Raw genomic sequence first — 12,319 nt, 5'->3', positions numbered from 1 at the left:
GGCAACCCGGCACCCAGCCAGCAGCCCAGAGACCCGGCACCCGCCAGACCCCGAACACCAACCCAGACGCCCCCCTCAGGACACACCCAGGCAAACACGCCAACAACCCAGCAGCCCGCCGCCAGCCACACCCCAGACACCAACCCAGCCGAGCCCCTCAGGACACACCCAGACAAGCACACCAACAACCCGGCACCCAGGCAGCAACCCGCCACCAGCCACACCCCGGACACCACCAGCCCGCACAACAACACACACCCGTTCTCACGACGAATAAGTACCGTTCTCGCGAGCAACAAGTACCGTTCTCACGACGAATAAGTACCGTTCTCGCGGAAGGGCTAGAGAGCTGTCACCTGTCTTCTAGGCCGGGACCGGGGCCATGCGTCCGGTCTCAGCCACACCCACGGGATCCGCCCGCCCTCTCATCCCAGTCTCAACCGCTCTCAGGATCTGCTCGCCCTCTTACCCCGGCCCAGACGCTGGCTGACTACCGTGGTGATGCCGTCGCGCATAGTGACGCCATACAGGGCGTCAGCTACCTCCATGGTGCGCCGCTGGTGGGTAATGACAATAATCTGGCTAGAGGCGCGCAGCTCGGTGAGGATGTCCAGGAGCCGGCCCAGGTTGGTGTCGTCCAGGGCGGCCTCGACCTCGTCCAGGACGTAGAAGGGAGAGGGCCGGGCCTTGAATATCGCGACCAGTAGTGCCACGGCTACCAGGGACCTCTCCCCGCCTGACAGCAGGGACAGGCGCTTGACCTTCTTTCCCGCCGGACGGGCCTCAATCTCAATGCCCGTGGTCAGCATGTCGTCGGGATCGGTGAGGACCAGGCGCCCCTGGCCTCCGGGGAAGAGCCTGTCAAAGACCTGCTCGAACTGCTCGGCGGTGTCAGCGTAGGCCGAGGAGAAGACCTCCTGCACACGGGCGTCGATCTCCTCCACGACGGTCATGAGCTCCGCACGTGAGCGCCTGAGGTCAGCCAGCTGGGTGGCCAGGAACCGGTGCCGCTCGGCCAGTGCCGCGTGCTCCTCCAGGGCCAGGGGGTTGACCTTGCCCAGGCGCGCCAGGTCACGCTTGGCCCGGGCCAGGCGTTTGACCTGCTCCGAGCGCACGTAGGGACGGCCCAACGGCGTCGGCCAGCTCCTGTTGCCCGGGGCGGCCCCGGCGCCTCCAGGCCCGCCGGTAGCCAGTCCACCCACCGACTCGCTGGCAGCCAGCCCGTCGGCACCCGGCCCCGCAGCCCCGAGGTCGGACTCCCTGGCCCCGGCGCCCGGCCCCCCGGCCCCGAGGTCGGACTCCCTGGTCCCAGGACCCGCCCCCTCGGCCCCGGGATCAGCCCCGGACTGGTCGGGCCCCCGAGGCTCCGGTTCATCAGAGTCCACCAGCTGGCTGACCTCGGGTACGGGCAGGTGGGGACCGAACTCCTCCACGAGCACCCCGGTCTCCAGACCCAGCTCGCTCAGGGCCCGCTGCTCCAGGGCCTCCAGGCGCGCACGTTGCTCAGCCCGCGCCACCTCCTCACGGTGGGCGGCGTCGGTCAGGGAGGCGATCTCACCCCTGGCCTGGTCAACCTCCCGACGCAGGCGGTGGCTGGCCTCCAGGGCCTGGTCACGCTCGGTCTCAGCGGCGGTTCGCCCGGCGGCGGCCTCCTCCACGCTGGCACGGGCCACGGCGGCAGCATAATGAGCCAGATCACGAACTTGGGTGGCGGTGCCCAGCCGGGCCAGGCGTCGTCGCTCGGCACGGGCGGCCTCGGCACGGGCCTGACGCTCCCGACGGGCCGCGGCGCGCAGGGACTCCGCCCGCCCCCGACCGCTGCGCTCACGCTCCTCAGCGGTGCGCAGCGCCAGGCGGGCCTCGGTCTCACCAGCCCGTGCCTGTCGGGCGGCGTCGGCGGCGCGCTGACGGCCTGACCGGGCCTCCTCCAACGCGGCAGCCGGGTGCGGCCCCTGATCAGCAGCCTCCTCGATCTGGGCCAGGGCTGTCGTGGCCGTGGCGAGCTCAGCGGTACGCCGGGCCGCCTCCTCCTCGGCCCGGGCGACGGCGGCCCGGGCGCGCCCGGCCTCCTGACGTGCGGCGTGGGCGGCGGAGGCCAGGCGGGCCAGGGTCTCGGCCTCGGCGGCGGCCTCGGCGTCAGCCCGGCGCAGGGCCGTCAGGGCGCGGGCGAGCCCCGAGCGCGCCGCCTCCTCCTGGTCTCGCGCGGCCTCGGCGGCGGCCTTGGCGGCAGCCTCGGCGTCAGCGGCGTCCCTGGCCCGTCCGACGGCGTCCTCGTGGGCGGCGGCGAGCTCCAGGACCGAGGCCGCTCCTCCTCCGGCGCCCACCAGCCAGCCGGGGCCCAGGACGTCACCGTCCCGGGTGGCCACCACGGCCTGGGGGTCCGCCTCGCGCAGGGCCTGTGCCGCCGCCACGTCCCTGACCACCCAGCAGCGGTGCAGGAGCGTGGACACCGGCCCGGCCAGGCCGGGGCGGCTGACCGACACCAGGCTGGCCGCAGGCCGGGCTCCGGGCACGGCGGACGGCTCCGCGGGGCCAGAGACGGTAGCGGGAGCGGAGCCGGGCACAAGACGGCCGCCCGGTCCGGCGGGGTCGGTGTCCGGGACCCGTCCGGGCCGGGTGACCTTGACGTCGCCACCCGGCCCAGCAGGGTCACCAGCAGGGTCAGTGGGGGCCGCCTCCGGGGAGGCAGGAGGGGGGTCGACCACGCCGCCAGGAGCTGCCGCCGAGGCGACCACCTCGCTACCGGGGGCGAGACCGGCACCGGCCGCGGCAGCCACCTGGGCGACCACGAGCCTCACCGCCCCCAGCTCGGCCCGACGGGCCTGGTCCAGGGCCGCGAGCGCAGCCTGCTCACCGGCCACGACAGCAGCCTCCGCCAACTGCCCCAGGAGGGCGGCGACGGCGTTCTCCCACCCCCGTTCCACGCCCAGGTGGGACGACAGGGGGCCCAGGATGCCGTCAGCACCCGCCTGGGCTAGGCCCCGGGTGCCGTCCTGGGAGCGCAGGGACAGGGCCAGGGTGTCGCGGCGCGCAGCCCAGGTGGCGCGCTCGGCGGCGGCCTCACGACGCGCCTCGGTGGCGGCGCCGACGGCCTGGCGGGCGGCGGCCAGGGCGGCGGAGGCCCGCTCGTGCTCGGCGGCGGCCCGCTCCTGGGGGCTCAGGGGCCGCTGGTCCGGGTCGGAGGAGGCGGGCAGTCCGCAGGGACCGGGGGCGGACGGGCCCGGGGCCGCCGTCTGGCGGGAAGCAGCCTGGGGGCCCCGGGCGTCCCTGAGGGCGGTCTCGGCGGCGGCCTGACGCTCCTGGGCCTCCCCCAGGGCCGCCCGGGCCTGGTCCAGGGATGACCTGGCGGCCTCGTGGCGGCTGCGGGCGGAGGCCACCCGTCCCCCGGCCCGGGCCAGGGTCTCACGGCGCTCAGCCTCACGACGTGTCAGCTCGGACAGGGCCGACTCCGCGCGGGACTCAGCGGCCTCAGCCTCCAGGCGGGCACCGGTGGCCGCGGTCAGCAGCTGGCGCGCCTGGTCAATAGCGGCCCGGGCCTCGTCCTCGGCGGCGGCCGCCTCCTCGGCCCGGCGCTCCAACTCCTGGGGGTCGGTGCCCTGGGCGGGGCGGGGTGCGGCCGCCAGGCCCCGCAGGCGCTCAGCGGCCACCTGCTCCAGGGCGCGCAGGGACTGCTCGGCCGCGGTGAGCTCCTCCCAGGTGCGGCTGGCCTCCCGCAGGCGCTGCCCGGCACCGGCCTCGGCCGCGGTGAGCTCCTTCAGGCGGGCGCGGGCGGCCTGCTCGGCCTCCTCCAGGGCGGTACGACGTCGTTCCAGGGCGGCGGTGTCCGCCTCCCCGGCAGCCAGGAGGGCCTGGGCCTGGACGACGTCGTCGGCCAGGAGGCGGGCGGTGGCGTCACGGACCTCGGCCTGGATGGTGCGGGCCCGCCGGGCGATGGCGGCCTGCCGGGCCAGGGGGCCGAGCTGGCGGTTGAGCTCAGCGGCCAGGTCGGTCAGGCGCGTGAGGTCGGCGGCCATGGAGTCGAGCTTGCGCAGGGCGCGCTCCTTGCGTCGCCGGTGCTTGAGGACGCCCGCGGCCTCCTCGATAAAGCCGCGACGGTCCTCGGGGGTGGCGCTCAGGACGGCGTCGAGCCTGCCCTGGCCCACCACGGAGTGCATCTGGCGGCCCAGGCCCGTGTCGCTCAGCAGCTCGGCGACGTCCAGGAGGCGCACGGCGGTGCCGTTGATCTGGTACTCGCTGCCCCCGCCCCTGAAGAGGGTGCGGGCGATGGTGACCTCGGTGTAGTCAATGGGCAGGGCGCCGTCGGTGTTGTCAATGGTCAGGGCGACCTCGGCGCGTCCGAGCGCCGGGCGGGAACCGGCCCCGGCGAAGATGACGTCGGCCATGGAGCCGCCGCGCAGGTTCTTGGCCCCCTGCTCCCCCATGACCCAGGTTAGGGCGTCCACCACATTGGACTTGCCGCTCCCGTTGGGCCCCACCACGGCGGTGATACCGGGCTCCAGGCGCAGGGTGGTTGACGAGGCAAAGGACTTGAATCCCCTGATCGTCAACGTCTTGAGGTACACGCCCTCACCTTACCGGGGCCGGGCGCGCCCAGCTGGCTGCCGCGGCGCGGCGCGGTTACGTGACGTCCAGGGCAGGGGCGCAGCCAGCGGCCGCGTAGCCAGCGGTCCCGCGCGTCGGGCACAGCCGGAGCGCACGGGGTGGCGCCGTACGGGCGAGGACGACCCCCCCCCGCGTGTGCGGGGATGATCCGCACACTGGGGACCGCCCCGTACGGGCGAGGACGACCCCGGACCGGAGGGCGGCTACCAGACCTGGCCCCGGGCGCGGCCCTCCTCCGCGCGGCCGAGGCGGACCAGGACAGGCTCCTCCTGCGGGAGGATGTCCTGACGTGGTGACGGTCGTTACCATAACGACCGTTCCACGAACCTAATCCCGGAGAGATCATATGATCCGTATTACCAGTCTTACCAAGGACTATGGCACCCTCAGAGCCCTCGACCACCTTGACCTCCATGTTGACGACGGTGAGATCGTAGGCTTTGTGGGTGCCAATGGTGCGGGCAAGTCCACTACCATGCGTATCATTATGGGTTCCCTGATTAGCGATGAAGGCGAGGTCCTGTGGGTTAAGGACGGTCAGCAGGTCCCCATGGACGCCTATCACCGTCGCCTGGTGGGCTACATGCCTGAGGAAAGGGGCCTGTACCCCAAGATGAAGGTCGCGGACCAGCTGACCTACCTCGCCCGCCTCCACGGCCTGAGCCGCCACGAGGCCACCAGCGCCGCCAACGGCTGGATGGAGCGCCTGGCGGTGGGGCAGCGGGCAGGGGACGAGGTCCAGAAGCTCTCCCTGGGTAACCAGCAGCGGGTCCAGCTCGCTGCGGCCCTGGTGTCCGACCCCGAGCTCCTGGTCCTGGACGAGCCCTTCTCCGGCCTGGACCCGGTGGCCGTGGACGTCATGAGCGAGGTCCTGCGCGAGCGGGCGCAGGCCGGGGTCGGGACCCTGTTCTCCTCCCACCAGCTCGACGTCGTCGAGCGGCTGTGCGACCGGGTGGTCATTATCCGCTCCGGGAAGCTCGTGGCCGACGGCACCGTGGCCGAGCTCCAGGCCAGCGCCGGGCTGCGCTGGCAGGCCACCATCACGCCGTCCGCCGGGGTGCCCGCCCGGGCCCTGGAGGGCCTGGAGGACGCGCGCACGCAGTCCCACGCGGACGGCAGGGTCACCGTCAGCGCCGGGGGCCCCTCGGAGCAGCCGCTCCTGGAGGCGGTCCGCCCCCTGGGCACCCTCCACCAGCTCGGCCCCGTCCGCCACTCCCTGACCGAGATCTTCCGGGAGGTCCTGGCCGCCCCCGCCGCGGGTACTCCGGCGGACCCCGCCCCCACCGCCCCCGCCACGAAGGAGGACCGCGCATGAGCGCCCAGGCCATGACCCGCAGCCAGGAGATCCGGCTCGTCGCCGGGCGGGAGCTGCGCACCTACCTGTTCAAGAAGGCCGCGGTCATTACCAACCTGGTCCTGCTGCTCCTGACCGTGGGCGGGATCGTGGTGGTGGGGCTGCTCACCGGCGGGGACAAGGAGCCCTACCGCCTGGGGGTCCAGGCCGACGCCGCCACCATCACCACCCTGGCCCCCGCCCTGGAGAAGGTGACGGCCTCCAACGGCCAGCCCCTGAAGGTCAAGGACCTGGCCGGGGCCGACGCCCGGACCGCCCTGGGCGAGAGCACCCCCGAGGACAGCCGCCCCGACATGGTCCTGGTGACCGGGCAGGCCCCCGCCCTCCTGGTGCAGGAGAAGGCCGACGAGCAGGTGGTGGCCGGGATCACCTCCGTCCTCCAGCAGGCGGTGCTGACCCGCAGCGTCACCGAGCTGGGCGGGGACCCGGGCACCGTGAGCACCGCCCTGGCCTCGGCCGTGCCCAAGGTGACCGTCCTGGAGCCGCCCACCACCGACCAGGCGGGCTTCGGGCAGCGCTACGCCGTCCTCCAGGTGGTCAGCATCCTCATGTACATGGTCATCCTCATCGGGGGCCAGGCCATCGCCGGCGGTGTGGTCACCGAGAAGGGCTCGCGGATCGTGGAGATCCTCCTGGCCTGCGTACGCCCCACCTCCCTCCTGGCCGGCAAGATCCTGGGGATCGGCTGCGCCGCGACCCTGACCACCGGCGCCATCGCCGTTATCGCGGCGGCCACCGCCAGGGTCATGGACGTGCTGCCCGACCTGGACGTCAACCTGGACGCCACGGTGGGCTGGATGCTGGCGTGGATGGTGGTCGGGTTCCTTCTGTACGCGGTCCTGTTCGCGGCGGTAGCCTCCCTGGTCAGCCGCCAGGAGGACCTGGCCACGGTCACAATGCCCCTGATCCTGACCATCGTGGTGCCCTACGTCCTGTCCTTCTCCATGGTGAGCGACCCCCAGAACACGCTCTTCCGGGTGCTGGCCTACCTGCCGCCCTTCGCCCCCTTCCTCATGCCCGCGCGCATGACCATCGGGGTCTCCTCGGTGGTCGAGCAGCTCGCGGCCCTGGGCCTGGCGGTGGTCACCCTGCCGCTGCTCATGCGCCTGTCGGCGACCGTCTACACCCGGGCCGTGACCCGTACCGGCAGCCGGGTGCCCCTCAAGGAGGTGCTCGGGCGCAGGGCCCGGTAGGGTCCAGCCCGGTAGCGGGGTGCGAGGGGCCGCGTCACCACTGGCAGGTGGCGCGGCCCCTCCTCCCCGGTCTGGCTCCGGCCCTGGGTGCGCCAATGGAGCCGGTGCGTCCGCGCACTACCCCCGGCAGCCCGGACTGAGGCCCTCCCTTGGCCCGCCCCCGGCTCTGGCCCGGCAGCGGGCCCTCAGCCGGCCACGAACCGCCCCATGAGCCGCGCGACGGTGTAGACCGGGGCCCCGGCCGCCAGGACCGGGACCAGGGCGCTGGCCACCGCCGCACGCCCCCCGGGCACCCAGCGGTAGGCCCACAGCACCCGGTTGGCCACGGCCATCATGACCCCCGCCATGAACCCGACCAGGAGACAGGCCGCCGCCGACTGGAGCGCCTCGGTGAGCCCCGTGTGCCCCGGGCCGAAGAAGCCCACTGCCGCCAGCAGGCCGCCGACCAGGCCCGCCACCAGCGCCGGGAGCGTCATGGTCAGGGTCTCCAGGACCCCGGCACGCACCTCCAGGACGGTCAGCAGTGCCCCGGTGACCAGGGCCAGGGCGCAGGGCACGGTCACCGCCGGGTGGGCGCCGCTGGTCCCCAGGGCGCACCAGGCGGCCCCCGAGACCACCACCAGGTTGCCGGTCACCGTGGCGGAGAGGTCCTCCACCAGGTCGGGGCGGCCGTCCTTGCGCAGCATCTGGCCCACGAAGGCCAGCAGCACGCTGAAGGCCATGACCACGGCCGCGGCCCCGTAGTCCTCCCGGAGGGTCACGGCGACGGCGGCGGCCACCCCCGTCAGCCCCACCACCACGGCGGTGCCCCAGTCGTGGCGGGCGCGCACCAGCGCCGACCACCCCTGGGCCATCAGCGGCACGAGGACCAGCACCAGCACCAGCCGGGCACGCGACGGCAGGGAGGCGCTGGCCGCCAGGAGGACGGGGGCGAGGCTGGCCGCGGCCAGACGTGTCCACGAGGGGTCCACCAGCCCCGGTACCACGGGGTCGGGGGCGTCGTGGCCGGTGGCGTAGGTGCCTTCCTGAGGTGTACTGCTCACGCGTCGTATCGTCCCACACACACAGCCGCGATACGATCTGTCCGGGGCGCACGGGGTCCTCGGCTCACGCCTGCGAGGAGACCGTCCCGCCCTGACAGCACACCCTCCTCGGAAGGAGCGTCATGAGGATCATCATGTTCACGCCTCTGTCCGACGCCGCCAAGGTCCTCCCCGCCACGTCCTTCCTCGACGCCCACATCGAGTGCCTCCCTGCCGTCCCCTCCTCCTACGCCACCGCCGCCGACGCCGACGTGGTCCTCCTGGACGCCCGCGGCGACCTCGTGCGGGCCCGCGCCCTGTGCCAGCTCCTGACCGGCCCCATGAGCTGCGGGCCGGTCATGCTGGTCCTGGAGGAGGGCGGCGCCGCCGTGGTCCAGGCGGACTGGGGGGCGGCGGACTTCGTCCTGGCCGGGGCGACGCCGGCCGAGCTCTCCGCCCGCCTGCGCCTGGTCCGGCGGGTGGCCCAGGCGCCCCTCCCGGTGGACGAGGACCGTATCGAGGTCGGTGACCTGGTCATTGACACCACCGCCTACACGGCCCGCATCCGCGGCTCGATTATCGACCTGACCTACAAGGAGTTCGAGCTCCTCAAGCACCTGGCCCTCAACCAGGGGCGGGTCCTGACCCGCCAGACGCTCCTCCAGGAGGTCTGGGGGGAGGACTACATCGGGGGCTCACGCACGGTAGACGTCCACATCCGTCGTCTGCGCGCCAAGCTGGGCACCGAGCACGACCACCTCATCGGGACGGTGCGCAACGTGGGCTACCGCCTGAACTCCCCCGAGGAGCAGGACTAGGCGCACCGGGCGTCGGCGCACGCCGGCGCAGGAGCCCGCCGGGAGACCACGTACCGGGAGCCCACGTACCGAGACGGCCGCGCACCGGCGCCGCACCGCACGTCGTGCCCCTACGTGTCCTGAAGCGAGAACGCAGCGAGAACGCCGGGCCCGACCGGAGGTAGTCGGGCCCGGCGTCTAGCTGGGGACGTCGGGCCGCAAGAACGCCAGTCGGCGCTTAAAGGCCGCTCGTGGCGGCTGTGTGTGGAGCCCGGGGCCCATAGCGACCCGACGTCGGGGTACACCATACCCGACGTCCGCGCCCTGTAGCCCCGCTGCGGGTCCCGGAACAAGGAGAGCTACCTCTCGCACTGCCCAGGGCCCTAGCGTCCCGGGCCTGCCGGACCCGGAGCGTCGCGCGCCTGCCGGCCAGGCCGGCCAGCGGGTGGCACGGGCCCGCGCTACCGGCCGGACCTGCGGGAACGTGACCAGACCAGCCACTGGGCCACCGCACCGCCCCCGACCACACCGCACATGACGTACCAGGACAGGGAGGCGTCAACCGGGGCCGCCACCCAGTTCCAGGCCTCGGCGGACCCGTAGGGGGAGCCGAACCAGACCAAGAGGAAGACGCCCGCCAGGGGCAGCACCCAGCTGAGGGACTCCCGCAGGAGCGCGGAGGAGAGCAGGGCCAGGCCCAGCCAGGTGAGGGTGGAGCGCAGGGAGGTAAGGGCCGTGCGGCCCCCGTCGGCGCTCCCCAGCAGGTCCGCCCCACCCAGCAGGGCCGTGCAGACCAGGGCGGCGGCCGCGAGGTGGAGCCAGCGGGCCCTCGCCACCACCCCGGAGGCGCCGTCCAGGAGCGGCAGGGGCGAGGCCAGTGAGCTCACGACGCAGGAGGAGGCGAGGGCCGCCAGGACGAACCGGTAGGGCATGCTCGCCGGGTGCTCCGCCGACCCCAGGGAGAGGACCCGGCCGCCCACGAGCGTGCTGAGGACGGCGAGGAGGACCAGCACGACCGCGAGGACGTGCAGCCTCCGGGAGCGCAGGTAGAGCCGCACCGCACTCACCCGCACCGGGCTGCCATGAGGCCGGTCATGGTGTCCACGCGCTGTCCGGCCCAGGCCAGGCGCACCGCCTGGTCCGCGCGCCACACCTGGGCCACCTCCGCGCCGTCCACCCCGGTGGTGTCGGCCATGCTGCGCGGGGCCTCCTGCTGCTGGAGCTCAAGGAGGAGGAGCGCCCGGAGCTGGAAGTAGGCCCCCCAGAACCTCTCCGCGGCCACCGGGTCGGCCTCGTCGGAGGGCACGCAGGCGGGGTCGGTAATGAGCGAGGAGGCGAGCTCGCCGGCCAGGCTGGAGGCCACGAACCAGGACCCCTCCCCGGCGATGACGGTGCGGACGCCGCCGGGGATCCCCGAGGCGGTGAGACGGGAGGTGCCGGTGAGCCCGTAGACCTGCCCCACGGCGTCGGCCCGCTGCGCCAGGGCCGTGAGCTCGGGGAGGTAGACGGCCTGCTCCGGCCAGACGCAGACGTCGATCCGGGTCTGCGTGCACACGGTGGTGGTGGGCACCCTGTCGGTGGTCATGACGGTGCCGGGCAGGACGGTGGGCAGGGCCAGGACGAGGGCGGCCGCCGCCGTCAGCACCGCCCCGCGCCTCCCGGCGGGACTGAGCGGGTAGGTGCTGCCGGAACGGCGCGCGGCCAGCCGGCCGACGAGCCAGGGGACCGCCAGGGCCGCGCCGAGGACCAGCACGGTCTCGCCCAGGGCCCCGAGCACCCCGCTGACCGCGATACTGATCTCCGGGGGCCCGGAGAGGATGACGCGGGTGAGACGGCCCGCCGGCGGCAGGTCCGAGCCGGGCAGGGTGAGTACGATCCGCAGGAAGACCAGCATGACGGAGGTCACCGGGGCGAACCACAGGGGTCCCGGCACGCGCCCCAGGAGGTGCCCGCAGGCCACGGCCTCGGCCGCCACGCACAGCGCGAGGACGACGTAGCCGGGCCACAGGAGGCCCTGCGGCGCCCCGGCGGCCAGGTTGACCACCACGGCGGTCACGCAGCCGCAGGCCACGACGACGCCGGCCGCGACCACCTGGACGCCCAGGAGGGGCGCGGCCCAGGGCGGGCGGGGCGCCGCCCACCGGGTGCTGCGGCGGCTCACCTCCAGGGCGGTGAGCCCCGCCAGCGCGGGGGCGGTGAAGATGAGGGGGCTGAGGACGGCCGCGCTCGCCTGGGGCCAGACACCGCGCCAGCTGCTGACCTGGCTGAGCATAATGGCGACGTGGGCCAGGGCAATCAGCGGGCTCAGCCGGAGCAGGAGGCTGCGCCGGGCCTCAATGCGCAGGACGTCACCCATGGCTGTGCCCTCCCTGGTCCGGGTCGTCGGCCAGGACGCTCATGTAGGCGCGCTCCAGGACCGAGTCCCCGGGGGCGTCGGGAGCCGCCCGCTCCTTCAGCTCGGCCACAGTGCCCCGGAAGCGCTCCCGGCCGTGGTCCAGGACGAGGACCTGGTCGGCGAGGACCGCAACGTCCTCCACCAGGTGGGTGGACAGGACGACGGCGGCCTCGGCCAGCTCCGAGACGAGCTGGCGGAACTCGATGCGCTGGGCGGGGTCGAGGCCGACGGTGGGCTCGTCGAGGAGGAGGAGCCGGGGCCGGGAGACGATGACGGAGGCGAGCATGGTGCGCTGGACCATGCCCCCTGAGAGGGTCTTCATCCTCCGTGAGGCCACGTCCGCCAGGTGCACCCGCTCCAGGGCCTCCAGGCAGGCGGCCCTCCTGCGGGCCCTGGGGACGCCCTTGGTCCAGGCCGCGTACTCCACGGTCTCCAGGGCGGTGAAGGAGGGGAGCCACTGCGGGTGCTGGGGCAGGTACCCCAGCACCCGCTGGGCCGCTCGGGCGTCTCGCGTGCTCCGCACCTCGGTCCCGGCCAGGGCCACGCTCCCGCTGCTGGGCGCCAGGAGGCCGCTCATGACGGACATGAGCGTGGTCTTCCCCGCCCCGTTGGGCCCCAGCAGGCCCAGGACCGTGCCCGGTGCGATGGTCAGGGAGAGCGGGCACAGCACCTGCCGTGAGCCGAAGGAGCGAGTCACCCGGGTGAGGCTGAGGACGGCGGGGTCGCGAGATGCCATGGCTCAGCCCCGGTAGCTCACCCAGCCGGTCTGGACACCCCGCCAGGCCTGACCGCGCTCAAGGACGCCCCTCGTGCCGACGGGCAGGTAGTGCGTCCTCCGTACGTCTTGTTGAAACTCCATCGCCCTCTCCTCGTTCCTGGTTCCTATGCTATAGCTCACGACCGGCTCGACGGGCTCGGTCCGCACGGGGCGACCCCGCCCCGGCAGGTCCTTTGGG

At 73.8% G+C, this 12,319-nt stretch carries 7 protein-coding genes and 1 pseudogene; 3 read left to right on the top strand and 5 right to left on the bottom strand.

The features are described 5' to 3' along the window. Positions 1 to 446: 446 nt before the first annotated feature. Complete coding sequence (locus C3V41_RS12350) at positions 447 to 4,562, bottom strand: chromosome segregation SMC family protein (RefSeq protein WP_106110500.1); 4,116 nt, start codon at positions 4,560 to 4,562, stop codon at positions 447 to 449. A gap of 386 nt (positions 4,563 to 4,948) precedes the next feature. Here C3V41_RS12350 and C3V41_RS12345 point away from each other — a divergent pair, with 386 nt between their 5' ends. After that, a complete protein-coding gene (locus C3V41_RS12345) occupies positions 4,949 to 5,917 on the top strand; it encodes an ABC transporter ATP-binding protein (protein ID WP_106110499.1) in 969 nt (322 codons plus the stop codon). Then, complete coding sequence (locus tag C3V41_RS12340; protein WP_106110498.1) at positions 5,914 to 7,149, top strand: ABC transporter permease; 1,236 nt, start codon at positions 5,914 to 5,916, stop codon at positions 7,147 to 7,149. Before C3V41_RS12345 ends, C3V41_RS12340 begins: the two co-directional genes overlap by 4 nt. 185 nt (positions 7,150 to 7,334) lie before the next feature. On the opposite strand, the gene C3V41_RS12335 is transcribed toward C3V41_RS12340, so the two are convergent. Then, positions 7,335 to 8,192, bottom strand: coding sequence for a tellurium resistance protein TerC (locus C3V41_RS12335; RefSeq protein WP_246742013.1), 858 nt, complete (start codon positions 8,190 to 8,192; stop codon positions 7,335 to 7,337). A gap of 122 nt (positions 8,193 to 8,314) precedes the next feature. Between C3V41_RS12335 and C3V41_RS12330 the strand changes: the two genes are divergently transcribed. Beyond that, complete coding sequence (locus C3V41_RS12330) at positions 8,315 to 8,989, top strand: response regulator transcription factor (RefSeq protein ID WP_106110497.1); 675 nt, start codon at positions 8,315 to 8,317, stop codon at positions 8,987 to 8,989. A gap of 440 nt (positions 8,990 to 9,429) precedes the next feature. On the opposite strand, the gene C3V41_RS12325 is transcribed toward C3V41_RS12330, so the two are convergent. From C3V41_RS12325 to C3V41_RS12315, 3 genes and pseudogenes are all read right to left on the bottom strand, one after another. Beyond that, complete coding sequence (locus C3V41_RS12325) at positions 9,430 to 10,035, bottom strand: hypothetical protein (protein WP_129591615.1); 606 nt, start codon at positions 10,033 to 10,035, stop codon at positions 9,430 to 9,432. After that, on the bottom strand, positions 10,032 to 11,324 hold the full coding sequence (locus tag C3V41_RS12320; RefSeq protein ID WP_106110495.1) for a hypothetical protein: 1,293 nt from the start codon (positions 11,322 to 11,324) through the stop codon (positions 10,032 to 10,034). Before C3V41_RS12320 ends, C3V41_RS12325 begins: the two co-directional genes overlap by 4 nt. Next, positions 11,317 to 12,018, bottom strand: a pseudogene (locus C3V41_RS12315) (ABC transporter ATP-binding protein); the annotation flags it as partial. The pseudogene C3V41_RS12315 and the gene C3V41_RS12320, both read right to left, overlap by 8 nt. Between the last annotated feature and the right edge of the window lie 301 nt (positions 12,019 to 12,319).

This window comes from Actinomyces sp. oral taxon 897, from assembly GCF_002999235.1.
Lineage (GTDB): Bacteria > Actinomycetota > Actinomycetes > Actinomycetales > Actinomycetaceae > Actinomyces.
Note: the sequence above shows the minus strand (reverse complement) of the source record. Positions and strands in the feature narration are given on the sequence as shown.

Bases quoted from the DNA above. Each gene is read 5' to 3' on its own strand.
- C3V41_RS12330 (WP_106110497.1), top strand. From the start codon at position 8,315: ATGAGGATCATCATGTTCACGCCTCTGTCCGACGCCGCCAAGGTCCTC.
- C3V41_RS12340 (WP_106110498.1), top strand. From the start codon at position 5,914: ATGAGCGCCCAGGCCATGACCCGCAGCCAGGAGATCCGGCTCGTCGCC.
- C3V41_RS12320 (WP_106110495.1), bottom strand. From the start codon at position 11,324: ATGGGTGACGTCCTGCGCATTGAGGCCCGGCGCAGCCTCCTGCTCCGG.
- C3V41_RS12345 (WP_106110499.1), top strand. From the start codon at position 4,949: ATGATCCGTATTACCAGTCTTACCAAGGACTATGGCACCCTCAGAGCC.